Origin of the sequence: Natronococcus amylolyticus DSM 10524, from assembly GCF_000337675.1 — an archaeon.
GTDB classification, from domain to species: domain Archaea; phylum Halobacteriota; class Halobacteria; order Halobacteriales; family Natrialbaceae; genus Natronococcus; species Natronococcus amylolyticus.
In genome coordinates this window covers 21400-44287 of record NZ_AOIB01000024.1, presented here as the reverse complement: position 1 = coordinate 44287, position 22888 = coordinate 21400, and the positions used below count along the sequence as shown (strand labels likewise).

The following is a 22888-nucleotide window of genomic DNA, read 5'->3' as shown; positions in this document are numbered from 1 at the left end:
CAGGCCGGAATAGACTTAAATGAGCCATATGTACGGGTGAGGAGTGAGGTGTCTGTGGCAACAAGTTACACGCGAACGCCGATGACACCCGATACCTGCAGCGCGTGGGACCCCGGAAACTGCGAGGGAACCGCCGAGTGCCCGCCGCGGTGTCCGCGGTTCGTCGATAAGCGCGGAGAACCGGTTCTGGTCGAGCCGTACACCCCGTCGCGCTTCGAGGACCTGGTCTCGATGTACGAGGGGTATCCCGACACGCATCGCTCGATGGGCCTGCCGCCGGTCGGCCGCGACCGGATCGAGGACTGGCTCGAGCGGCTGCTCGAGCGAGGATTCGCGATCATCGCGGTCCACGACGGGAACGTAGTCGGTCACGCGACCCACGCCCCACGCTCGAGCGTCGAGCCCCAGTTCGTCGTCTTCGTTGATCCCGCCTACCACGACCGGGGGATTGGGAGCGAGTGTTGCCGACACGTGATCGCGTACGCCGCCGACGCCGGCCACGAGGCGCTCGTTCTGGACGTCGACGCCGAAAACGAGCGTGCGTGCCACGTCTACCGACGGATGGGGTTCGAGGCGATTGCACAAGATGGGGGTGAGATCCGGATGCGCCTCCCGTTTGACGAACCGATCGTCGAGACGGTTCGACTCCCGCCGGCGGAACGACCCGTGAGCGCGTAGTACTCGTCACCTGGTACCGAGTCGACTTGACGACCATCCACTTTAGTAGGATTATTTCGATCAATGACACGCTCTCGCTCGAGATCGAGGTCACCGACGTCAAGGACGCTGGCAGCCGTGACGACGCCGGATTGGTCGTCCTCGACACCGAGATGACCAATCAGGACGGCACCGTGGTTTTTCAGGGCGACATGAAGTTCCTGATCAAAGCCAGGGAGTGAGGTGAGGGCGGTCGACTCGAGCGCCATCACTGTCGAGGTGACTATTATGGGGTACCGCTTCCGGCGACTCGAGAGTATAAGATATACGACCGAGCATACGTAGCATAAGAAAACTGTCTATTAGGCGTATCAGCCCGACATACTCAGAACCGTTACGGAGACCATTATTACCGCCGAATAGCTGTATCAACGGCTGTCCGCTGTAACTTTCCTGGTTTTGCTCTTAGTTGTATCCTCGAGCCCTATAGCCCACTTATACGCTATAACGCCACTGAACCGAGAATATGGACCACATATTACACCTGATATAAATATAAAAGTGATATAATCTGCGTCCATCCTCGAGCGTGCGTTCGATTCTGTATCGATTCGTTCCCGTGGACACCGGCCGCCGAACACCTTCGTTCGACACCGGGAGGACTGCTCGAGACCGAACATTTACCTCCACCGTCAGTGTGGGTAGGCGTAATGTCACTGCTCGTTCCGTTCGACGGTTCGGTGCTTGCGAGGAAGGCGCTCGAGCGCGCTTCGGCGTTCGGAGACCTCCTCGAGGAAGACGTGGTCGCCCTGACGGTCGTTCCCGACGACGAGGAGTACGCGCGGGATCGGGGCTGGATCGGAGAGGGTGAGCCGTTCGATCCCGAGACGATCGCTTCGGGAATGCAGCGACGCGTCGGGGACATCGCACCGGAGGCGACGTTCCGCGTCGAGCGCGTCAGCTCCGACGAACCGACCGCGACGGCGACGACGAACGTCGTCCGCGAGATCAAGCGCATCGCCGCCGAGGTCGGCGCTAGCGTCGTCTTCATCGGCTCGGAGAACGCGGGGTCGGTGATCTCTCCGCAGTCGAGCGTCGGGAGCCCCGTCGCAAACGACCATCGGTACGACGTCTACGTCGTCCGCCACTCCGAGTCCGAGGTCGGCGACGTCGAGGACGTCGACTCCGTGCGCTCGTAGCGCTCGCGCCGACCGCCTCGAGCTGCGAGCGGAATCCGCTCGAGGCTGTCGATCGGAGGAACGTTTATTCGACTGAGCAACCTCGGGTCAACTAAGACATGGTCGACCGCAACGGGTGGGACGCCGACGCGTCGGTGTCGGCGGGACCATCCCACGACCCGCCCGCGTCGTTCGTCGAGCAGGCGAACGTGACCGACGAGGCCGTCTACGAGGCGTTCGAGACGGAGTGGCCCGACTGCTGGGAGCGAGCAGCCGATCTGCTCTCCTGGGAGCGGGAGTACGACACCGTCCTCGAGGCCGACGACGCCCCCTTCTACGAGTGGTTCTCGGGTGGTCGGCTCAACGCCTCGTACAACTGTCTGGATCGTCACCTCGAGGCCGGACGGAAGACTCACGCGGCGATCCGATGGGAGGGCAAGCGCGGCGAGCGCGAGACCTACACCTACCAGGATCTGGCGACGGCGGTCAACGAGTTCGCGGCGACGCTGCTGGATCTCGGGGTCGAGGAGGACGACATCGTCACGCTGTACCTGCCGATGATCCCCGAGTTGCCGATCGCGATGCTTGCCTGCGCGCGGATCGGCGCGCCCCACTCGGTCGTCTTTGCGGGACTGTCTGCCGACGCGCTCGCGACCCGGATGGACGCCGCCGACAGCGAGTTCCTGGTGACCTGTGACGGCTACTACCGCCGCGGGGACGCGTTCAACCAGAAGAGCAAGGCCGACAACGCCCTGATTTCCCTCGACCAGGACGTCGAGACCGTCGTCGTCGACCGCCTCGGCGACGACCTTCCCCACGTGCTCGGGGAGCGGGAGCACGACTACGACGAGCTGGTCGCGGCCCACGCCGGCGAGACCGTCGAGCCGGTCACCCGAGATGCCGAGGACATGCTGTTTCTGATGTACACCTCCGGCACGACGGGCGAACCCAAGGGCGTCGTTCACACGACGGGCGGCTACCTCGCCCACGTCGCCTGGACCTCGCAGGCGGTGCTCGACGTCAAACCCGAGGACACCTACTGGTGTGCGGCCGACATCGGCTGGATCACGGGCCACTCCTACATCGTCTACGGCCCCCTCGCGCTGGGGACGACGACGATCATGTACGAGGGCACCCCCGACTACCCCGACCGGGACCGCCTGTGGGAGATCGTCGACCGGAACGCGGTCGACGTCTTCTACACCGCACCGACCGCGATCCGGGCGTTCATGAAGTGGGGCGAGGAGTACCCTTCCAAACACGATCTGTCCTCGCTGCGCCTGCTGGGAACGGTCGGCGAGGCGATCAGCGCCCGTCCGTGGAACTGGTACCGGGACCACATCGGCGGCGGCGAGACGCCGATCGTCGACACCTGGTGGCAGACCGAGACCGGTGCGATCACCGTCTCGACGCTACCCGGCGTCGACGAGATGAAACCCGGCTCGGCCGGCCCCTCCCTGCCGGGGATCGACGCGCGCGTCGTCGACGCCGAGGGCGACCGCGTTGATCCCGGCGAGACGGGCTACCTGATCATCGCCCGTCCGTGGCCCGGGATGGCCCGCACGCTGTACGACGGCGACGAGCGGTACCGCTCGGAGTACTGGAGCCAGTTCGCTGAGCCCGAGAACGATCGGTGGTGGTACTTCAGCGGCGACGCGGCGACGGTCGACGAGGACGGCTACATCACCGTCATGGGTCGGGTCGACGACGTCATCAACGTCGCCGGACGGCGGCTGAGCACGATGGAGATCGAGGGGGCGATCACCGGCGTCGACGGGGTCGTCGAGGCCGCCGTCGTCGGCCGCTCGAGCGAAGCCGACGGAACGGCGGTCTGTGCCTACGTCAGCACGGAGGCCGACTGCGATCCCGACGGCGACCTCCGCGAGCGGATCGTCGCGAACATCGAGTCCTCGATCGGTCCGATCGCGAAACCCGAATCGGTCGTCTTCACGCCCGAACTCCCCAAGACCCGTTCGGGGAAGATCATGCGCCGCCTGCTCGAGGACGTCGCGAACGGCAATCAGTTAGGCGATACGAGCGCGCTTCGCAACCCCGAGATCGTTGGAGAGATCCAGACCGAGGTCCAGACCGAGTAGCGAGCTACGCGAACACAACGATTGCGAAACGTGGATCTCCCCTTTCCCAGCCATCATCTCGGCGAGTAACCGGACCCTACTCGGACCATGCCGATACAGTTATTTTCGCGGGATCAAAATACCCGAAGCGTGAGTCTCGAGGAGCCCGAGCCCGCCGCCGTCTCTCGCGAGCAGTACGAGTCGCTTCTCGACGCCGCCGAGACCTACCGCGAGGCGCTGATCGTTCGCTGTTGCGGGGAGGTCGGTCTCCGTCCGGCCGAACTGACGCGGGTGACGATCGGCGCCATCGACCAGGTGCGGACCGATCCCCCCCGGTATCTGCTCCGCCTCCCCGAGTCGCGAGTCGCGTACCTGCCGACCGGTATCGAGCGGGAGCTACGACGGTACGCGCGGAGCAACGGGCTCTCGAGCGACGATCCGGTGTTCTCGGTCTCGACGCGGCGGCTGCAGATGCTCGTAACCGAGATCGCAGCGCGGGCAAGCGAGCGGTTCGACGAGCCTGCGCTCGAGGACGTTTCGACGGACGGACTCCGGCGGTACTTCCTCGAGACCGCGCTGACCGACCACGAGATCAACCCGCTGGTCGTCAAGCGCGTCGGCGGCTGGGGGAGCTTCGAGGCCCTCGAATCCTACCTGTCGAGCCCGACCGATATGGAGATCGTCGACGAGTTCGCCGCGGTCGAAACGGGCTCGACCGACCGCTCCGGCAACAGAGCTTCGGTAAGCGACGGTAGCGTCGTTCGATCGCTGCTCGGGGCGAGCGAGCGCTGCGCGCTGGTTCGTCTCGACGCCGACGGCTACGTCGACCGCTGGAACCGGAGCGCGGAGTCGGTCTTTGGCTACCGCGCGGGCGAGATCGTCGGCACCCACGTCTCGACGCTGTACGCCGAGGAGGCAGTCGAGCGGGGTCGGCCCGACCAGACACTGACCCGGGCCCTCGAGGAGTCGGGCTACGAGGCTGAGGGCTGGCGCGTCCGCAGGGACGGAAGCCGGTTTCGTGCGACCGAGATCGTCACGCCGCTGCGCGACGATCGACACCGGCTGCAGGGGTTCGCGCTGCTGGTTTACGATGTCTCGGAGTATCACGACCGCCTCGAGGAGGTTCGCTCGGACCGCGAGACGCTCGAGCAGGTGTACGACGTCGCTACCCGCCACCGGGCGCTGACGGATGCGTTGCTCGAGGCCACGAGCCACGAGGCGGTCGAAGCCGCCACCTGTCAGGCCCTTACCGAGGGACGCACCTACGACGTCGCCTGGATCGATCGGACGACCCACTCGGACCGCCACGGAAACTGGCGAACGGCCAGCGGTCTCGAGGCCGAGCGTGTCGATCGGCTCGTTCCCGAGGACTGGAGCGAGCCGCATCCCTCGGTCCCGGATCGAGAGCCCCGCCCCCGCGGTGACGGGGCGGATTCCGGAACCGGGCTCTCGGGGAGCGACGAGCCGGCCGTCGGCATCGCGGAGACGGCCGACGCGCGGTCGGTTTCGGTCGTAACGAACGTCGAGGCGACGCTCGGGGACGACGCCGGAGGCTTCGAGGGCCGCGTCGCGGCCGTTCCGCTGTGGTACGGTGACACGGTGTACGGACGACTATCGGTCGCGACCGAACGGCCGGAAGCGTTCGGCGAGGCCGAACGGGCGTGGCTCGAGACGATCGGCCGCCAGGTCGGGTACGCGATCGCCGCGATTCGCCGGCGAAACCTCCTGCTGTCGGATCGCGTAGTCGAACTCGAGTTCGTCTGCCGGGACGAGGGTTCGTTCTTCGTCGAGACGACGCGGCGGCTCGACTGTCGGTTCCAGCTGGACTCGCTGGTCCCGCTCTCGGACTCGACGCAGCTGTACTACGTCCGCCTCGAGGGCGCGTCGCCGGCCGAGGTCTTCGAGCGCGCCGAGGCCGATCCGGGGATCAGCGACTGCCGACTTATCGAGACCTACGAGGATGCTTGCCGGCTCGAGTTCGTGGTCGAGGGCTCCTCGCCGACGCTGACGCTGACCGAGTACGGCGTCACCGTCTGCGAGGCGCGCTTCGAGGGGGGCACCGCGACGATCACGGCCGAGTGTGCGGCCGACGCCGATATCCGGACGATCGTCGCCGGACTCCGGTCGGCGTTTCCCGACTCCGAACTGGCCGGAAAGCGCGAGACCGAACGGCCGGTTCAGACCGGCCGGGAGTTCCGGGAGGGGTTAGAGGAGCGACTGACCGACCGCCAGGAGGCCGCGCTGCGGGCTGCCTACTCCGGGGGGTACTACGACTGGCCTCGCGAGAGCACGGCCGAGGAGATCGCCGACGCGATGGGCGTCTCCTCGCCGACGCTGCACAGCCACCTCCGGAAGGGCCAACACGAGCTGTTGCGGACGTTCTTTGACGACCCGTCGGGCGAGGAGTAGTCCGATCGACGAACGACGAACGGGCTCACGGCACGAACCTAGGTCCTTAGCGTCGGCCGCCGTTCGTCGCCCACCTGCCGACGGCGCGCCTCGGTGTTCGTCGTCGCGCGACCGAATCGGATCGATGACGGTCACGATTTCCGGCCGATATCGTCTCGACTGGTTAGACGGCTGTCACTGGTTCCCCCGGAATTCGGGGCTCGTTTTGTACAACTAGAGGCAGGCTTTACTATGGCTGTTGTATACTGAGTGGTTGTACCATGTCACAGGACGACGTCAGTCTGGAGGCGCGGCTCGAGGAGCAGGATACCTTCGAGCCGCCCGAATCGTTCGTCGAACAGGCGAACGTAACGGACGAGGGGATCTACGAGGAGTTCGAGGAGAACTGGCCGGAGTGTTGGGAGGGGGCAGCAGACCTGCTCTCCTGGGAGCAGGAGTACGACACCGTTCTCGACGAGGGTGACGCACCGTTCTACGAGTGGTTCGGTGGCGGTAAACTCAACGCCTCCTACAACTGCATCGACCGGCACGTCGAGTCGGGTGACGGCGATCGAACCGCCGTCGAGTGGGAGGGCGAACTCGGCGAGACCCGTTCGTACAGCTACGAGGAACTCTTAGAGGAGGTTCAGGCTGTCGCCGCGACGTTCCGCGACCTCGGCGTCGAGGAGGACGATGTCGTCACGCTGTACATGCCGATGATTCCGGAGCTGACGGTCGCGATGCTTGCCTGTGCGCGGATCGGCGCGCCCCACTCGGTCGTCTTCGCCGGCTTCTCCGCCGACGCGCTCGCGACGCGGATGAACTCCGCGGACAGCGAGTACCTCGTCACGGCCGACGGCTACTACCGCCGGGGCGACGCACTCGATCACATCTCGAAGACGAACGAGGGCCTCGAGGACGTCGACCACGAGACGACGACCGTCGTCGTCGACCGCCTCGGCGACGATCTGGACCACTCGCTCGAGGACGGCCAGCACGACTACGAGGAACTCGTCGACGAGAACCGCGGCGAGACCGTCGAGCCGGTCACCCGAGATGCCGAGGACATGCTGTTCCTGATGTACACCTCGGGGACGACGGGCCAGCCCAAGGGCGTCAAACACACGACCGCGGGCTACCTGGCGTACACGGCCTGGACCTCCGAGGCGGTGCTCGACCTGGAGCCCGGCGACACCTACTGGTGTTCGGCCGACATCGGCTGGATTACGGGCCACTCCTACATCGTCTACGGCCCCCTCGCGCTGGGGACGACGACGGTGATGTACGAGGGGACCCCCGATTACCCGGAGAAAGACCGGTTCTGGGAGATCGTCGAGAAGAACGAGGTCGACGTCTTCTACACGGCACCGACGGCCATTCGAGCGTTCATGAAGTGGGGCAAGGAGTACCCGGAGAAACACGATCTCTCCTCGCTGCGCCTGCTGGGGACGGTCGGCGAGCCGATCAACCCGCGGGCCTGGAAGTGGTACTACACGCACATCGGCAACGAGGAGTGTCCGATCGTCGACACCTGGTGGCAGACCGAAACCGGCGGTCACATGATCACCACGCTGCCGGGCGTCAACGACATGAAACCCGGCTCCGCCGGTCCGGGACTCCCCGGCGTCGACACGCGAATCGTCGACGCACAGGGTGACGAAGTCAGTGCCGGCGAGGCCGGCTATCTCACGGTTCAGAAGCCCTGGCCCGGTATGCTCCGGACGCTGTATCAGAACGACGATCGGTTCATCGAGGAGTACTGGGAGGAGTATTCCGACCCCGATGCCGACGAATGGGTGTACTTCCCCGAGGACGGCGCGAAGATCGACGAGGACGATTACATCACCGTCCTCGGTCGGGTCGACGACGTGATCAACGTCTCCGGCCACCGGCTGGGGACGATGGAGATCGAGAGCGCGATCGTCGGCGTCGAGGGCGTCGCCGAGGCCGCGGTCGTCGGCGGCGACCACGACGTAAAGGGCGAGGCCGTCTACGCCTACGTCATCACCGAAGACGGGTACGAGGGCGACGACGAACTCTCCGAGCAGATCGTCGAGGGCGTCGTCGACGCGATCGGCCCGATCGCGAAACCAGAGGAGGTCGTCTTCACGCCCGAACTCCCGAAGACCCGTTCGGGCAAGATCATGCGCCGCCTGCTCGAGGATATCGCCAGCGGAAACGAACTCGGTAACACGTCGACGCTTCGCAACCCCGAGGTCGTCGACGAGATTGCGGAGCAGGTGCAGGACTAAGCGTCCTGTCTTCCTTTCGAAACAACTCACAAACCACGACACGTGAACGCGTTAATATGACAGAGAATACCACTCAAGACACGGACGACGCCGTCGAAACCGACGGTGGGGTCAAAACCGAGGAGTACCTCGATAAGGAGATAAACATCTTCAAACCAGCGACACCGTTCATGCGGGATCACCTGAAGGTGATCTGGCTGTCGTTTCTCGCCTGGATCCTCGTCGTCTTTGGCCCAACGACTGCAACCTTCCTCGCACCGGATCTGATGACCGAGACGACGATCCTCAACGGCTTCCCGCTGCACTTCGTCCTGACGGCGATCTTTACGCCGCTGGCGGCACTCTTGCTGTCCGTCGGCTACGCGATGCAGCGCGACCGGCTCGACACGAAGTACGGCATCTCTCACGAGACCGAAGAGGAGACCGACTCCGGCACCGTCGCTGCCGACGGAGGTAACGAATGATCGAAGCGATCGACCCGATCGTCATGCAGGAGACGGCGCTGGACGTCGGCGACTTCAAGCTGATTCCGGCGCTGACCGTCGTCGCGATGCTGGTGTTGTTCCTTGCCGTCGGCTACTTGTTCCGCGTCGCCGCGGTCGACGAGCTGTGGGTCGCCGGCCGCTCGATCGGCTCGATCGAGAACGGGATGGCGATCGGCGCCAACTGGATGAGCGCCGCCTCCTACCTCGGCGTCGCCTCCCTGATCGCCCTCTCGGGTTACTTCGGGCTAGCGTACGTCGTCGGCTGGACGACGGGGTATTTCATCCTGCTGATCTTCCTGGCCGCGCAGTTCCGCCGGTTCGGGAAGTACACCGCACCCGACTTCGTCGGCGACCGGTTCTACTCCGACTGGGCACGCGGTATCGCGGCGTTTACCACGCTCGCCATCGCGTTTACCTACGCGATCGGCCAGGCCAGCGGGATGGGGCTGATGGCCCAGTACATCTTCGGCATCTCCTACGAGGCCGGTGTCATCGGGCTGATGGCCGTCACCATCGCCTACGTCGCCCTCTCAGGGATGCTCGGAACGACGAAGAATATGGCGATCCAGTACACTATCCTGATCATCGCCTTCACGCTCGGCCTGTACGCCGTCGGCTGGACCGAGGGATGGTCGACGGTGCTGCCCTACCTCGAGGCCGGACCCCAGGTCGCCGAGGCGGCGAGCATCGAGGCACAGTTCGTCGAGCCGTTCGCGGCGGCAGGCTACTACGGCTGGATCGCGCTCGCGTTCAGCCTGATCGTCGGTACCTGCGGACTCCCGCACGTGCTGGTTCGGTTCTACACGGTCGACAACGAGCGGACGGCCCGCTGGTCGACCGTCTGGGGCCTGTTCTTCATCTGCCTGCTGTACTGGGGCACGGCCACCTACGCGGCGTTCGGCGGCCTGCTGTACGACCGCGAGGTGACCGGCGGTGACGGGTTCGCACAGATGCTCGGCGTCGAGGCCGACGCGCTCGTCGTCCTTACGACGCAGCTCGCCGGCCTCCCCGAGTGGCTGGTCGGACTGGTCGCCGCGGGCGCCGTCGCGGCGGCGCTTGCGACCACCGCTGGCCTGTTCATCACCGCCTCCTCGGCGGCCGCACACGACATCTACACGAACCTCTACAAAGAGAACGCGACCCAGCGCGAACAGATGCTCGTCGGTCGCTTGACGATCGTCGGGATCGGCGTCCTCGTGGCGCTGATCGGACTCAACCCGCCGGCGCTGATCGGCGAACTCGTCGCGATGTCGTTCGCCATCGCCGGAACCGTGTTCTTCCCCGTGTTCTTCCTCGGACTCTGGTGGGAGAACACGACCCGGGAGGGCGCGCTGGCCGGGATGCTCACCGGCATCGCGCTCTCGTTCGGTGCGATCCTCAACGACACTGCGATCCCGATGTACACCGGCGTCGAAGAGGCGGTCATTCCCGCAGTCGCGACGTGGCTGCCGGGAACCTCGTCGGCTCTCGTTGGCGTTCCGGTGGTGTTCGCCGTGATCATCGTCGTCTCGCTGGTCACCGACGAGCCGCCACAGGACGTCAAGCGCCTCGTTCGACAGTGTCACAGTCCCGAACCGATGAGCAAGATGGAATCGGCCGAAGACGCCGCCGCCGACGGCGGTACCCCCGCAGACGACTAACCATGTACGATACGATACTCGTCCCGACCGACGGAAGCGACACCGCCGAATACGCGGTCGAACACGCGATCGACCTCGCCGAAAAGTACGGCGCCGACGTCCACGCGCTGTACGTCGTCGACACGAGCGCAATCGACGTTAGCCTCGGCACCGAGCAGGTCGATCGCATCCAGCAGGGCAAGTTCGGCGACATGCCCGAACTCGAGCAGCGAGCCAACGAGGCGACGGGCGTCGTCGCGGCGAAAGCCGAGGCCCACGACATCGACGTCACGGAGGCGGTCGTCGCCGGACAGCCACACAAGCAGATCAGCAACTACGCGGCGGACAACGATGTCGACCTGATCGTAATGGGGTCGGCCGGTCGCAGCGGCGTCCGGCGAGCACTGCTCGGCAGCGTCGCCGAGCGGACGCTGCGCTCGACGACGGTTCCGGTGTTGGTCGTCGACAGAGAGGACTGACCCGCCGGCGGCTCCGCCACGTTCCGTTTTCCGCTTTCACTGTTCGTTCGACGCCACCTCGAGGCTCGTGACGAACCCGAAGTACGCGACGATTCCCGCGAGCATGAACATGTAGTACGCCCAGGTCGGTCCCTCGAGGACCCGAAAGATGATCTCGACCATCGTCACCCAGCTGACGGCGAAGACCAGGTCGACGAAGATCCCCCACCGCTGTTCGCGCGCGTTCTCGAGCCACTCGCCGAAGTTCGTCATCGGGTAGACGGTTCCGTCGGCGCGTCGAAAAGCCTGCCGCTGTCCCTCGAGTTTCGCCAGCGAAGCGAAACCCCCTAACCCCGGCCGGGACTGAACCGTGGTATGAACGAGACACCCGAGGTCGCCGTCCTCCGGCTCGGCCACCGCCCCGGTCGGGACGAGCGGATGACGACCCACGTCGGGCTGACGGCGCGCGCGCTCGGGGCCGACCGCGTCTGGATCCCCGACAACGCCGGCCAGTCCCTCGAGACCGTCGCCGACATCACCGACCGCTTCGGCGGTCCCTTCGAGGCCGCACTGACCGACTCGCCCCAGGCGCTCATTCGCGACTGGGAGGGGCGGGTCGTCCACCTCACGATGTACGGCGAGCGGATCCAGGACGTCGAAAGCGAGATCCGTTCGGCCCGAGAGGACGACCGGGAGCCGCTGCTGGTCGTCGTCGGCTCCGAGAAGGTTCCGTTCGACGTCTACGAGGCCGCCGACTGGAACGTCGGCGTCACCAACCAGCCCCACTCCGAGGTAGCGGGGCTTGCCGTGTTTCTCGACCGCCTGTTCGAGGGCCGCGAACTCGAGCGCGAGTGGGAGGACGCGGATCGCGAGGTGATCCCGATGGAGACGGGCAAGCGCGTCGAGTCGCTCGAGGATTAGAGCAGTCCCGATCCCCAGAGAATCGTCAGTACGGAGCCGAGAATTCCGAGCAGTCCGGCGATACGTCCCTTCCGAGCGTCGTCCATACGATCGGCATCGCTACCGGAACGGCATATGTTTTCTCCGAGACGTATCGGAATATAATCCACTGTGGCACGGCCACGGAACGACACTGCCGCCCGAGGCGGTCACCTGGACTCACAGGGGAGATGCAGTAATTCTACGCTTACGACGCGCAATACAACGCCTCCGAGCCGCGGAGGATCTCAACGGGGAACGGCCGGCCGGAACAGGCGAAGGGGACGAAGCAGCCGACCACCGACCAGCCGTACTACCGCACCGACACCGGTCTCGGACTCGTCGAGGGCGTACCCCGTTCCGACCCGCTCGATCGGCCCCGAGTCGCCGACGGTCTCGAGGACGCGCTCGAAGTCCTCGTCGGGGAGCCCCGTTCGGTCCTGCAGTTCCGCACGCGACAGCGGCCCGTCGGCCTCCCGAAGCTCCTGAAGGACCGCCCAGCCATGTGCCGAGACGAGGTAGTACTCGTCTTGCGAAATATCGCCGTCGGGTTCGCTCGAGCGGTCGATCCCGAGACGGAGGTCGTACAGCGAGTCGAGACAGAGCCACGCGGCGACGGCGGCGAGGACGCCGAGGACGACGGAGCCGTCGTCGACCGCCAGGAACGCGAACACGACTCCGCCGACCGCGCCGAGGACGGCTCCGGCGGCGGCATCGGGGTACCCGCGTACGGTGCAGACGGCCCTGAGTGCGGCGAGGGCGACGAGTCCGGCCGGAATCGCGACCACCGACCCGGCCGAGAGATCCGCCAGCGCGTAGAAGACGACGAGTACGGCTGTCACTCCGGCGATCTCCATCGGATCGAGTTCGTCGCCCAGCGCCGCTCGAAACGACGTCATCGTTCGGTCGAACGTCATATCAACCTATATACCTTTGTGCTCTTCGAGCCGGGGCCGTCGGCTCGCCACGTCGTCGCTCAAAAGACTTAATGGCCACATCGCGCTACGTGTAGGCAATGGCTTTTGAGGACCTGCTCGAGGATCCGGTCATCCAGAAGTACTTGCACGAGCTGGTCGGTCCCACGGGGATGCCCGTCGCGGCGGCACCGCCGGACGGGGAAGTGACCGACGAGGAGCTCGCCGAGGAGCTGGATCTCGAGTTGAACGACGTGCGGCGCGCGCTGTTTATTCTCTACGAGAACGACCTCGCCAGCTACCGCCGGCTGCGCGACGAGGACTCGGGGTGGCTCACCTACCTCTGGACGTTCGAGTACGACAACATCCCCGAGAACTTGGAGGAAGAGATGTACCGGCTCCACGACGCCCTGGAGGATCGACGGGAGTACGAGCGCAACCACGAGTTCTACCTCTGTGAGATCTGCTCGATCCGCTTCGAGTTCGGCGAGGCGATGGACTTCGGATTCGAGTGTCCCGAGTGTGGCTCGCCGGTCGAATCGATGGACAACAACCGCCTGGTCGACGCGATGGACGACCGCCTCGACGACCTCGAGGACGAACTGAACATCGACGCGGACGCCTGATGGTCGTACTCGCAACCAAACTCTACGTCGAAGGCGACGCCCGCGAACGTTCGCTTGACTCGTTGCGGTCGCTGATCGGCAACGAGATCGGCGAGCTCGACGTCGCGTTCGACCTCTCGATCCGAGAGGACGACTTTCCGGAGGTCTCCCTCGAGGGCGAGGACGCCGTCGTCGCCGAGAACGTTCTCCGCGAGGAGTTCGGCGAGATCGTTCCCGAGCTCGAGCCCGGCGAAACCTACGTCGGCACGCTCGACTCCTGGAGCGAGGAGGGGTTCGTCCTCGACGCCGGCCAACCGGTCGAGATCCCGACCGACGAGCTCGGGCTCGGCCCCGGCTCTCCGACCCAGATCCGCGAGCGCTACGGCCTCGTCCAGCACCTGCCGATGCGGTTCGTCTACGGCGGCGAGCAATCCGACGACGAGGGCGAGCCCTCGCGGCTGGCCGACGAGGAACAGGACCGCCTCTACGAGTGGACTCGCGGCGACGGCCGGCTAAACGTCAACAGCGCCACGCGAGCCGAGGTCCGGGCCACGCTCAACCGCGCGGGCCACGCTCAGGACTACGTCACCGTCGAGCGCCTCGGCCTGCTCGAGCAGAGCGTGATCTGTACCGAGGGCACCGATCCCCCGGGCCTGCTCGCGAGCGTCGGCGAGTACCTCCCCGCGGAGCTGCGATGTGTCGTTCCCTAGCATGAATCGGCGGCTCGCTCTCGCGGTGATCGCGGTCGCGCTGCTGGCGACGACGGCCGGCTGTTCGGCGATCTTCGGCGGCATCTCCGACGAGGAGCTCGACCGCGAGCAGGAGTACGACGACCTGCAGGACAGCGACGCCGACGTCGCCATCGACATCGAGGGCGGCACCGTCCTCACCAGCGGCGAGTTCCGCGCGGTGTACGACCTCAACGAGACCGAGGAGCTCTCGCTGTACCGCTCGAGCCTCTACACCGAGGACGCACTCGACATCCACAGCGTCCGCTACTGGTACCCCAACGGGACGGAAGTGACGGGCTCGGATCTCGAGATCGATCAGGGTCGTTCGAGCACCGAGGTCGAGGTGCCGGACGGCAACGGCACCCTCGCCTTCTCGGGTAGCGCCGGCAGCCGGACGTTCCAGCTCCCGGCCTACGTCCACGGCTCCTACGAAGTGACCCTCTCCGAGGGGTACCGGACCTCGAACTTCCTGTTCGGCGACGTGAGCCCGGGCGGCTACGAACGCGAGGTCGTCGACGACCGCGAGCGGTTGGCCTGGGACGAGGTCGACAGCACGATCTCGTTGCGGTACTACCTCACCCGGGACATTCCGCTGTTCGCCGGCCTCGTCGGGACCGTCGTCCTGCTGGGCGGTGGAGCGATGGCCTACTACTACCGGAAGGTCCAGCGGCTGAAAGAGCAGCGCGAGGAGATGGGACTGGACGTCGAGATCGACGACGACTCGGACGACGGGCCGCCGCCGGGGATGAAGTAACCCGCCCTGCCTTCCGCCGAGCCCACTTCTTTCGGCCGAACTCAGGTCTCGAGCAAGACGGTCGTGACGGTCAGTCGCACTTGATCGGGATCGCAGTCCGCCCACTCGTTCTCCAGTTGTTCCCAGACCTCCTCGTGATCGGTCTCGACGGCCGTTACGGTGACGCTGTCCTCGACGTCGATCGTCCGACTCGAGCGCTCGACGACCCGTGCGGTCACCGCGACCTGTCCGCCGGCGTGGATCGACCGCCCGTCCGTCTCGAGTCGGACGAGCGAGACGGTCCCCCGCTCCTCGCGACAGCTCGCCGCCGGCTGGCGGCGGAGCTGGCTCCCCGCCTCGCCGCTCCGAACCACGGCGCCGCCATCGTACGCAACTGTCTCCGAACCCGATCGGTACGAGAGCGTTCCGAGTTCGATCGTTCCCTCGTCAGTAACGGGATCGCCGTCGACGGCGACCTCGAGTTCGGTTCCTCCCTCATCGACGACGAGCGTTCCGTCGCCGGCCGGCAGCGCGGCTGTTCGACGCTCGAGCCCGTCGTAGCGGGCGAGTTCGTCGAGATCGGCTGCAAGGTTGGTCACCCCTCGTTCGGCCGCTCGAAGCTCCTCGACCTCCCGCTGATCGTCGAGCAACCCGAACCCCGCGACCGAGAGGACCGCGACCGATCCCAGCACGATCCCGAAGACGAGCACGAACGAGAGCACCGCCGAGACCCCCCGTTCGCCCGTCGAGCCGTCCCGAGCCGTTCGCTCCCGGCTCATTGGTCGTTCCCCTCGAGTGCTACTCGCCCATCCTCAATGCCGATCTCGATCGATCCGCCCGGAACGGTGTTCGGCTCGAGATCGGCCGCGGTCGAAACCTGAACGTGGACGGTCGCGTCGACGGCGTGTGCGGACAGCCGGAGACAGTTTGCGTCGCTCACGGCTCCGGGACAGTCGCTTTGCGCTTCGACGACGTAGCCGGTTCTCGCGATCGTTCGTGGTGCGTCGACACGGGTGACCGTTTCGGCGCCTTCGCCAGCGGCGACCCGATCCGCGGCTTCGATCTCGCCGGCCAGCTCCTGTCCCACCGTCTCGAGGGAGCGCTCGGCGGCCCGTTCGGTTTCGGCCTCGAGGACGGCCCCGGCGCCCGCCAGCAGGACCGCGAGCAGCGCAGCCGAGATCCCGAGCGCGAGGACGTGCGTGACGGCCATCGTAACACCCCGGTCCGCGGTGCCGTCGTCGATCACGGCTCGTCCCCCCGACAGCCCGCCTCGATCGTTCGCGTTCGTTCGGCACGGTGATCCGCGGACGTCGTAGTCACGCGGACGGTCGCGTTCTCGAGTTCGGCCACGTCGTCAGCACGGTCGAGACCGACGCCCTCGAGTTCGACGTCGACCACCGTCGCACTCGAGTGAGCGCGAGCATCCTGGTACCGGTCGGCGAACGCCTTGAGGTCGTCGTCGATGGCTGACTCGAGTCCCTCATCGTTCGTCCGTTCGTTCGCGCTCTCGAGCAGACAGCCGACGCCTCGCTCGAGCTCCGCTTCAACGACGGCCTGCTCGCCGGCGTCGGCACCCGTCTCGGTCGCCGATCCGGCCTCGAGCGCCCCGATTGCGGCGACGATCCCGAACACGACGACCGCCAGCGCGATTGCACCGAGGACGACCATCTGGCCTCGTTCCCGCGGGGCTCGCTCGCTCGGACGGTTGGACTCGTCTACCATACGGTCACGCGTACCTCCACGAGAGCGTAGACCGACCTGGCGTCATCTGCCGGTGCGATCGGATACCCCTGGTCCTCGTAGGCTCGTTCGAGTCCGATCCGGTTCCCCTCCGCGGTGAGACGGTCGTCGTCGTGAAGCGTCACGACGTAGGTCGCGGTGACGGCTTCGGCCGACGGCGTCCCCTGATCGACCAGCGTCGCCCCATCGTTCCCCTCGTCGGCGACGATCTCGACGTTGTAGCGACGGTCTTCGGCCCCGAACCGCGCCTCGAGGATCGCGCCAAGCGTCGATCGCTCGGCGAAGGCGTCGGGGCTGTACGTTCGCTCGCTGTCCCCATCGGCGGGCGGTCGATCCGCGCCGTAGAACGCGCTCTCGCCGGGCTCGGCGTCGTCGGCCCACGTCGACGCGTCGTCGTGCCAGCTCCGAACCGTCGCGGAGAGATCACCCTCGCCGGCGGCGACGACGAGCGCGTCCCGGGTTTCCTGCTGAAGCTGAGACTGGGTCGCTCGGTCCGGATCCTCCGTCACTGGTGCGACGACCGCCGACTGCGCCGCAACGAGGAACGCGACCAGCAGGATCGTCGCCGCGATCGTTCCCTCGAGGGCGTACGCCTGGCCTCTGGAACTGTCGCTTCCGATCATTTCCACACCCTCACGACGAGTCGATAGGCAGCTTCGTCCGCTCCCGACTCGAGTTCGAACGGCCCCTCGAGCGCGACGATCCGGGCCGAACTCGCCGCAGGCTGGCCCTCGTACGGCGTCGCTTCCGCCTCGAGAACGGGCGAGCCGTCCGTGCGCTCGAGGGTCGTTCCGTCGAGTCGCTCGAGGCGAACGCCGACCTCGTCGGCCGGGCCACCCTCGAGTTCGGACCGGTGGCCGATCCCGTCGGCTCCGAGTTCATCGACGAGCCGATCCCCATCGAGTTCGTTGTGGGTGGCGAACTCCGCGACGAGTCGATCCGCGATCCGGTCGGCCTGCCCGCGTTCGGCGTCCCCGACGGGATCGGCCGGCGTCGCGACCGACGGGATCGCGGCGAAGACGAGCGCGACCGCCAACAGAAAGACGCCGATCCCGACGACGAAGTCCTGGGTCGTCTGGCCGCGTGCGCCCGGTAGAGATGCGTGACCCACGCTATATCACCACCGCCCAGCCGACGAGCGCGACCGTTGCCAGCGCGAGGGCGTACTTCAGTCCACTCGGGAGGTCGGCGTTCCGGATGTACCCACAGAGCATGCCGGAGATGACCGCCTGCAGGACCACCGCGTGAAACAGCAGGACGCTCAGCGCATCGGGCGAGACTGCGCCGCCGGATCCCGAGTCGGTGGGCGCTCCCGGCGTCGCGATCCCGCCGCCGGCCATCGCGTCGAGGAACTGCGTCTCGAGGATCGCGATCACGGCGAACACCGTCAGGAACGTCATGATGACGATGACGACCTGCATCCGGGTCCGGGATCGTCGCTCGCGTTCGAGCTCGTCGTGGACCTCGCTCGTTCGAGCGGCGGTTCGGAGGACGGCCGAGATCCGGTTCGACGCCGCCTGGCTCTCGGCGATCAGTCGCACCGTCCGGGTCAAACGCGGGATCCGGTAGGCGTTCGCGAACTCGACGAGCGCGCGCCGCAGGCTCGTTCCGTATCGGACCTTCGCTCGGATCCGTTCGAGCTCTCGACTCAGCTTCCCGGTACCCGTCTCCGCGACCGATTCGATCGACTCGAGCGGTGTCAGCCCTGTCTCGTTCGCACTCGAGAGCTTCCACAGCTCCTCCGAGAGGGTCTCAGTGATGGCCGCGCGGCGGCGTCGGTTCCACTCGGAGGCGACGGCGAGGGGACCGCCGACGACGTACAGCGGGACGTACGCGTAGACGACCGTCGTCCGAAGCGGGTGCTCGAGTACGCCAGCCCGGTCGGTCGGTACCGAACCGGTCGCTACCGCGACCGCAACGACGGCAAGCACCGTCGGAACGGTAACCGCGAGCGTGTACGACGGGTTGTCCCGAAAGAAGCGGTGAGGGCGTCGCAGTATCCTCAGTACTCGATGGGCTGCCTCTCGAGACTCGATTCGGTCGAAGACGGCGTGTTCTCCGGCGTAGCGCTCAACGAGTTCGCTCTCGAGCGCCCCCCGATTCCCGCGGTTCCGAACGCGGTCGCCGTCGGCCTCGAGTGAGAGCGTGCCGCCACCGGGGTCGTCGTGTTTGACGGTCGAGATCAGGACGAGGAAGGCGACCCCGATCAGGGGAAGCAACGCGTACACGGTCAGGTACAGTATCTCGGGCGGAACCGTCGCGTTCGGCAGCAGCTGCACGACGACGGTGACGATGAGCAACAACAGCGGGAACAACGAGAGCGTCATGTACAGCTCGCCGAACAGCTCGAGCGTCTCGAGGGTGCGCTCCTGTCCCTGTCTCGCGGTACGCGCGTGTTTTCGCCGTTTCTCCTCGAGGAACCGCTCCGTGTCGCCCCCGCTGTCGACGACCGAAAGCAGGTCCGTCAGGAACTGGCTCAGCTCGTCGCTGGGCGTCTCTCGGGCTCGCCGTCCGATCGCCGTCCGGTAGTCGATATCGAGAGCCGTCGCCTCGGCGTGGACGGTTCGAAACTCCCGGGCGACCTCCCCGTAGGCGTCGTCCGCTCGGGCCATCGCCTCGATGATCTCGAGGCGGTCGAGCCCGCCGATCGACAGGGCGTACATGAACGAGACGGCGTCGGGAAGCAGCGCGTCGATCTCGCGCCGCCGCGCCGAGGCGCGCGCGTGGGGGATCGCGACGAGCGAGCCGAACCCGCCCAGAAACCCCAGCGTGCCGAACGCGAGACCGGTAGCCGCGACGAGCGTCGGAACCCTGAGCGCCTCGAGCAGCGCGAGGATGGTCGGGTTCGAAACGGGGATACCGAACGGTCCGCCGACGTCGACGAACCCGGTCCCGAACAGCCCGTATCCGACGATCGAACCCAGAATCGTGAGGCACACGCCGGCGACGGCGCCGGTTCCGATCGCCCGCGAGAGGTAGAGTTCGACGGTGTCGTCGATCCGGGCCTGCGCGAGCGTCCGCTCGAGGCGGGTGACGAACCGATCGTCCTCGCCGAAAATACGCGCGTACACCGGGTAGAAGCGGTCGCCGAGCGCGGTCGTTCTCGGGAGGCGTTCGGCCCCGAAACTCATTCTGACGCTCCGGCTCGATACCGCTCGAACAGCGACTCCTCGGCTCGCTCGAGTACGTTCGCTGCCGTCCGCTCCGTTCGAGCCGACGGCTCCGGCCGGGCGGCGTGCGCCTCGGTCTCCGGATCGACATCGATCGAGACGCTCTCGAGGTTCCGGAGCGCCGGCAAACGGGATTCCAGCTCGCCGTTTGCGACGAGCGAGAGGACTCTCGGCGGATCGTTCATAAACGCCTGCACCGCCGCGGCGACGTCGGCGTAGCCGTCGACCCCGTTTGCGACGAGGTACGCGAGCACGACCTGCCGTTCGAACAGTGCCCGCTCGAGGCGCTCCTCGCTCCAGCCCCGGTCGAACGCGATCTCCTCGAGCACGCTCGAGGCGCCGACCCGGCGGAACGCGTCAGTTTCGGCCCGCCACCGGTAGACGTCGCTAATGTTGATCTCGTCGCGCTCGGCGTCGTATCGGTTGATCTCGGTCAGCGTTCGGTTCCGGCGGACCGTCCGCCCGTCGACGCTGGTCTGGGTCTGGATCGCGACCAGATCCAGGGCCGTAAACATCGTCTTCGAGACGTCGATCGGCGCCGTCGTGAACCGCCGCAACACCTCGTCCACCGAGTCCGCGTGAAACGTCGTATGGGTAGTGTGGCCCGTCGACATCATCTGAAACAGCGTCCGCCCTTCCTCGCCGCGGACCTCTCCCATCAGAAGGTGATCCGGTCGCTGGCGCAGCGTCGCCTCGAGTAGGTCGAACTCGTCGACTTCATTTCCGCCGTCGGCGAACGACGGCCGGGTGACGCTTGCGATCCAGTTGCGCTGTGGCAACTCGAGTTCGCGGGTGTCCTCGATCGAGACGACCTTCGTGCTCGAGGGGATGAACAGCGAGGCGGCGTTGAGGGTCGTCGTCTTCCCAGAGGCCGTCCCGCCGGCAACCAGCAGGCTCTTGTGGTTCTCGATGGCGAGCCAGAGCAGCGCCATCTGCTCGAGCGAGAAGGTGTGCCAGTTGACGAGGTCGATCGGTGTGAACGGAACGTCCGTGAACTGCCGGATCGTGTAGTTGGTGCCGCGGTCGGCGACCTCCCGGCCGAGTGTAAGCTGGGCCCGCGAGCCGTCGGGCAGGGTCGCGTCGACCTGTGGGCGCCGCTTGCTGATCCCGGCCCCGGATCGCTGGGCGAGCGTGACGACGAACTCGTCGAGCTCGTCCGTCCCGTGGCGGACGTTCGTGACCAGCTGTCCGTGGTCGGCGTGATAGACGAACGCCGGAGAGTCGTAGCCGTTACACGAGATGTCCTCGACCGCGCTGTCGCGTTTGATGCCGTCGATGCGCTCGTAGCCGACGAAGTCGCGCGTGAGGTAGTACCGCAGCCGTTCGACCTGTCGGTCGTTCAGCGTCTCCGGGTCCGACGCGAGGATCGCTCGTTCGGGACGGACGCCGTCGCTTCCGGCTTCGTCGGCACCGCCGTCGCCGTCGTCCTCGCTCGCTCCGAACAGACTCGTGACTGTCCCGAGCAGTCCGTCGCTCCCGCGGGTCGGTTTCCGAACGAGGTCGTATCGCTCGAGCAGCGTCCGTAGCTGTGCCTCGACGACTGCGCGTCGATCGGTCCCGTCGTCACCGGGACCGCCCTCGTCGGCGTAGCTGATAGTGGTCCGGAGCTTGTCGGCGAGAAACGCCCGTAACTCGCGCTCGATCTCGGTTAGGAACGGCTCGACGAGGTAGTACTTCCGCTCGTTCTCTCGTTCCGAGCGGAAGACGACGACGAAAGCGTAGGGTTCGTTCACCCAGTACCGCTCGAGTTCCTCGAGGTGGGGTTTCTCGCTTTCGGGGACGGCCCGCTCGAGATCGTACCGGGTCGCGACCGTCGACGTTCCGTCCGGCCTCGTGAAGAACGCGTCCTCCTCGAGGCCCGCTCTGACGGCCAGGGTCCGATTGTTGACGAGGGTCTCGAGTTCGGCTCCGGCCCGGGAGCCGCTCGAGAGCCGTCGCTCGAGGACGGCGCCGTCCTCGGGCTCGTCGCTCGGACGCCGACGTCGACCGGCGGCCCCGATGTCGTCGGTGTACATCGTCCGGGCCTGGCCGCCCAATCGTACAAAAACTCGAGGTCGGGTGGTCGGGAAAGAACTACCGGGTCTGGCTCCCCTACTACGGGACGATGCAGGACATCTTCGATCTCTCGGACCGAGTCGCACTGGTCACCGGCGGCGGCCGCGGTATCGGCCGTGCGATCGCCGTCGAACTCGCGAACGCCGGCGCGGCGGTCGTCCCGTCGGCGCGGTCGACCGACGAGATCGAGGCGGTCGCCGAGGAGATTCGCGCGTCCGGCGGCGACGCAGTCGCGGCTCCAGCCGACGTGACCGACCCCGACGCCGTTGCCGACGCGATCGATCGAACCGAGGCGGAGTTCGGGCCCGTCGACGTCGTCGTCAACAACGCGGGGCTCAACCCCGACGACGCGCTCGGCCGTCCGGAGGACGTCTCGAGCGAGAGCTTCGACCGCGTGCTCGAGGTCAACCTCAACGGCGCCTACGAGGTGACGCGGGCGGCGGCCGGGTCGCTGCGGGAGACCGGCGGCACGGTCGTCAACGTCGCCAGCGTCGGCGGGCTCGTCGGGCTCCCTCGCCAGCACCCCTACGTCGCCTCGAAACACGGGCTGGTCGGACTCACGAGGAGCCTCTCGCTGGACTGGGCGCCCGACGTCCGCGTCAACGCGGTCGCACCCGGCTACGTCTCGACCGACCTGACCGAGGAGCTCGAGGCCAACCCGGAGCTCCGCCAGTCGATTCTCGAGCGGACGCCCCTCGAGCGGTTCGCCGAACCAGCCGAGATCGCCGGACCAGTGGTCTTTCTCGCGAGCGACGCCGCGAGCTACGTCACCGGCGAGGTGCTCGCGGCCGACGGCGGGTGGACGGCCCGGTAGCGGTCACGTGGTCGATCGTCACGGGATTCTGGTACGGTCGTCAAACTCCAGGCTCCGAGAACGAGGCCAACTGTG

The 22888-nt window shown here is 66.5% G+C and carries 23 protein-coding genes; 14 read left to right on the top strand and 9 right to left on the bottom strand.

What is annotated here, in order from left to right; translation table 11 throughout:
• Positions 1-81 precede the first annotated feature (81 nt).
• The 9 genes from C491_RS10760 to C491_RS10720 all read left to right on the top strand — a co-directional run bounded on the left by C491_RS10760 (position 82) and on the right by C491_RS10720 (position 11133).
• Positions 82-678, top strand: coding sequence for a GNAT family N-acetyltransferase (locus tag C491_RS10760; RefSeq protein ID WP_005556079.1), 597 nt, complete (start codon positions 82-84; stop codon positions 676-678).
• 26 nt (positions 679-704) lie between these two features.
• Positions 705-899, top strand: coding sequence for an FAS1-like dehydratase domain-containing protein (locus C491_RS10755; RefSeq protein ID WP_005556078.1), 195 nt, complete (start codon positions 705-707; stop codon positions 897-899).
• Positions 900-1367: 468 nt separating this feature from the next.
• Positions 1368-1856 (top strand): universal stress protein, encoded by a 489-nt coding sequence (locus C491_RS10750; protein WP_005556077.1) that lies wholly within the window; start codon positions 1368-1370, stop codon positions 1854-1856.
• 98 nt (positions 1857-1954) lie between these two features.
• A complete protein-coding gene (acs, locus tag C491_RS10745; protein WP_005556075.1) occupies positions 1955-3931 on the top strand; it encodes an acetate--CoA ligase in 1977 nt (658 codons plus the stop codon).
• Between the two features lie 129 nt (positions 3932-4060).
• Positions 4061-6319, top strand: coding sequence for a bacterio-opsin activator domain-containing protein (locus C491_RS10740; protein WP_005556074.1), 2259 nt, complete (start codon positions 4061-4063; stop codon positions 6317-6319).
• A 260-nt stretch (positions 6320-6579) separates the two neighbouring features.
• A complete protein-coding gene (gene acs, locus C491_RS10735; RefSeq protein ID WP_005556072.1) occupies positions 6580-8550 on the top strand; it encodes an acetate--CoA ligase in 1971 nt (656 codons plus the stop codon).
• A 56-nt stretch (positions 8551-8606) separates the two neighbouring features.
• A complete protein-coding gene (locus C491_RS10730; RefSeq protein WP_005556071.1) occupies positions 8607-9014 on the top strand; it encodes a DUF4212 domain-containing protein in 408 nt (135 codons plus the stop codon).
• Positions 9011-10675, top strand: coding sequence for a solute symporter family protein (locus C491_RS10725; RefSeq protein WP_005556069.1), 1665 nt, complete (start codon positions 9011-9013; stop codon positions 10673-10675). Before C491_RS10730 ends, C491_RS10725 begins: the two co-directional genes overlap by 4 nt.
• Before the next feature lie 2 nt (positions 10676-10677).
• Positions 10678-11133, top strand: coding sequence for a universal stress protein (locus tag C491_RS10720; RefSeq protein WP_005556066.1), 456 nt, complete (start codon positions 10678-10680; stop codon positions 11131-11133).
• Between the two features lie 36 nt (positions 11134-11169).
• Here C491_RS10720 and C491_RS10715 read toward each other — a convergent pair whose 3' ends face one another.
• Complete coding sequence (locus C491_RS10715) at positions 11170-11385, bottom strand: hypothetical protein (RefSeq protein WP_005556065.1); 216 nt, start codon at positions 11383-11385, stop codon at positions 11170-11172.
• 102 nt (positions 11386-11487) lie between these two features.
• Here C491_RS10715 and C491_RS10710 point away from each other — a divergent pair, with 102 nt between their 5' ends.
• Complete coding sequence (locus C491_RS10710; protein WP_005556063.1) at positions 11488-12033, top strand: tRNA (cytidine(56)-2'-O)-methyltransferase; 546 nt, start codon at positions 11488-11490, stop codon at positions 12031-12033.
• 266 nt (positions 12034-12299) lie between these two features.
• On the opposite strand, the gene C491_RS10705 is transcribed toward C491_RS10710, so the two are convergent.
• A complete protein-coding gene (locus C491_RS10705; RefSeq protein WP_152421303.1) occupies positions 12300-12950 on the bottom strand; it encodes a hypothetical protein in 651 nt (216 codons plus the stop codon).
• A gap of 116 nt (positions 12951-13066) precedes the next feature.
• Here C491_RS10705 and C491_RS10700 point away from each other — a divergent pair, with 116 nt between their 5' ends.
• Genes C491_RS10700 through C491_RS10690 form a run of 3 tightly spaced genes read left to right on the top strand, consistent with a single transcriptional unit; the run spans position 13067 to position 15055 of the window.
• Positions 13067-13591: a transcription factor TFIIE subunit alpha gene (locus C491_RS10700; RefSeq protein WP_005556060.1), complete on the top strand. Its 525-nt coding sequence runs from the start codon at positions 13067-13069 to the stop codon at positions 13589-13591.
• Positions 13591-14280 (top strand): DUF2110 family protein, encoded by a 690-nt coding sequence (locus C491_RS10695; protein WP_005556058.1) that lies wholly within the window; start codon positions 13591-13593, stop codon positions 14278-14280. The genes C491_RS10700 and C491_RS10695 overlap by 1 nt, the downstream gene beginning before the upstream one ends.
• Position 14281: 1 nt before the next feature.
• On the top strand, positions 14282-15055 hold the full coding sequence (locus tag C491_RS10690; protein WP_005556056.1) for a DUF5803 family protein: 774 nt from the start codon (positions 14282-14284) through the stop codon (positions 15053-15055).
• A 41-nt stretch (positions 15056-15096) separates the two neighbouring features.
• On the opposite strand, the gene C491_RS10685 is transcribed toward C491_RS10690, so the two are convergent.
• From C491_RS10685 to C491_RS10655, 7 genes are read right to left on the bottom strand one after another with little or no spacing between them, the layout of a single operon-like run.
• A complete protein-coding gene (locus C491_RS10685) occupies positions 15097-15813 on the bottom strand; it encodes a DUF7289 family protein (RefSeq protein WP_005556054.1) in 717 nt (238 codons plus the stop codon).
• A complete protein-coding gene (locus C491_RS10680; RefSeq protein WP_005556052.1) occupies positions 15810-16280 on the bottom strand; it encodes a DUF7266 family protein in 471 nt (156 codons plus the stop codon). Before C491_RS10680 ends, C491_RS10685 begins: the two co-directional genes overlap by 4 nt.
• Positions 16277-16756, bottom strand: coding sequence for a hypothetical protein (locus C491_RS10675; RefSeq protein WP_049891759.1), 480 nt, complete (start codon positions 16754-16756; stop codon positions 16277-16279). Before C491_RS10675 ends, C491_RS10680 begins: the two co-directional genes overlap by 4 nt.
• Positions 16750-17397, bottom strand: coding sequence for a DUF7288 family protein (locus C491_RS10670; protein WP_005556049.1), 648 nt, complete (start codon positions 17395-17397; stop codon positions 16750-16752). Before C491_RS10670 ends, C491_RS10675 begins: the two co-directional genes overlap by 7 nt.
• Positions 17394-17885 carry a DUF7287 family protein gene (locus C491_RS10665; protein WP_005556048.1) on the bottom strand — a complete coding sequence of 164 codons (492 nt, stop codon included), beginning with the start codon at positions 17883-17885 and terminating at the stop codon, positions 17394-17396. Before C491_RS10665 ends, C491_RS10670 begins: the two co-directional genes overlap by 4 nt.
• A gap of 1 nt (position 17886) precedes the next feature.
• Positions 17887-19905 carry a type II secretion system F family protein gene (locus tag C491_RS10660; RefSeq protein ID WP_005556047.1) on the bottom strand — a complete coding sequence of 673 codons (2019 nt, stop codon included), beginning with the start codon at positions 19903-19905 and terminating at the stop codon, positions 17887-17889.
• Positions 19902-21959: a type II/IV secretion system ATPase subunit gene (locus C491_RS10655; protein ID WP_005556046.1), complete on the bottom strand. Its 2058-nt coding sequence runs from the start codon at positions 21957-21959 to the stop codon at positions 19902-19904. Before C491_RS10655 ends, C491_RS10660 begins: the two co-directional genes overlap by 4 nt.
• 89 nt (positions 21960-22048) lie before the next feature.
• Here C491_RS10655 and C491_RS10650 point away from each other — a divergent pair, with 89 nt between their 5' ends.
• The gene (locus C491_RS10650) at positions 22049-22813 is read left to right on the top strand and encodes an SDR family NAD(P)-dependent oxidoreductase (protein ID WP_005556044.1); all 765 of its coding nucleotides are present in this window, start codon (positions 22049-22051) and stop codon (positions 22811-22813) included.
• Positions 22814-22888 lie beyond the last annotated feature (75 nt).

Excerpts from the sequence above, each read along its gene's own strand:
- C491_RS10760 (WP_005556079.1), top strand. The coding sequence starts at position 82 with ATGACACCCGATACCTGCAGCGCGTGGGACCCCGGAAACTGCGAGGGA.
- C491_RS10750 (WP_005556077.1), top strand. The coding sequence starts at position 1,368 with ATGTCACTGCTCGTTCCGTTCGACGGTTCGGTGCTTGCGAGGAAGGCG.
- acs (WP_005556075.1), top strand. The coding sequence starts at position 1,955 with ATGGTCGACCGCAACGGGTGGGACGCCGACGCGTCGGTGTCGGCGGGA.
- acs (WP_005556072.1), top strand. The coding sequence starts at position 6,580 with ATGTCACAGGACGACGTCAGTCTGGAGGCGCGGCTCGAGGAGCAGGAT.
- C491_RS10730 (WP_005556071.1), top strand. The coding sequence starts at position 8,607 with ATGACAGAGAATACCACTCAAGACACGGACGACGCCGTCGAAACCGAC.
- C491_RS10725 (WP_005556069.1), top strand. The coding sequence starts at position 9,011 with ATGATCGAAGCGATCGACCCGATCGTCATGCAGGAGACGGCGCTGGAC.
- C491_RS10720 (WP_005556066.1), top strand. The coding sequence starts at position 10,678 with ATGTACGATACGATACTCGTCCCGACCGACGGAAGCGACACCGCCGAA.
- C491_RS10715 (WP_005556065.1), bottom strand. The coding sequence starts at position 11,385 with ATGACGAACTTCGGCGAGTGGCTCGAGAACGCGCGCGAACAGCGGTGG.
- C491_RS10710 (WP_005556063.1), top strand. The coding sequence starts at position 11,488 with ATGAACGAGACACCCGAGGTCGCCGTCCTCCGGCTCGGCCACCGCCCC.
- C491_RS10705 (WP_152421303.1), bottom strand. The coding sequence starts at position 12,950 with ATGACGTCGTTTCGAGCGGCGCTGGGCGACGAACTCGATCCGATGGAG.
- C491_RS10700 (WP_005556060.1), top strand. The coding sequence starts at position 13,067 with ATGGCTTTTGAGGACCTGCTCGAGGATCCGGTCATCCAGAAGTACTTG.
- C491_RS10695 (WP_005556058.1), top strand. The coding sequence starts at position 13,591 with ATGGTCGTACTCGCAACCAAACTCTACGTCGAAGGCGACGCCCGCGAA.
- C491_RS10690 (WP_005556056.1), top strand. The coding sequence starts at position 14,282 with ATGAATCGGCGGCTCGCTCTCGCGGTGATCGCGGTCGCGCTGCTGGCG.
- C491_RS10685 (WP_005556054.1), bottom strand. The coding sequence starts at position 15,813 with ATGAGCCGGGAGCGAACGGCTCGGGACGGCTCGACGGGCGAACGGGGG.
- C491_RS10675 (WP_049891759.1), bottom strand. The coding sequence starts at position 16,756 with ATGGTAGACGAGTCCAACCGTCCGAGCGAGCGAGCCCCGCGGGAACGA.
- C491_RS10670 (WP_005556049.1), bottom strand. The coding sequence starts at position 17,397 with ATGATCGGAAGCGACAGTTCCAGAGGCCAGGCGTACGCCCTCGAGGGA.
- C491_RS10660 (WP_005556047.1), bottom strand. The coding sequence starts at position 19,905 with ATGAGTTTCGGGGCCGAACGCCTCCCGAGAACGACCGCGCTCGGCGAC.
- C491_RS10655 (WP_005556046.1), bottom strand. The coding sequence starts at position 21,959 with ATGTACACCGACGACATCGGGGCCGCCGGTCGACGTCGGCGTCCGAGC.
- C491_RS10650 (WP_005556044.1), top strand. The coding sequence starts at position 22,049 with ATGCAGGACATCTTCGATCTCTCGGACCGAGTCGCACTGGTCACCGGC.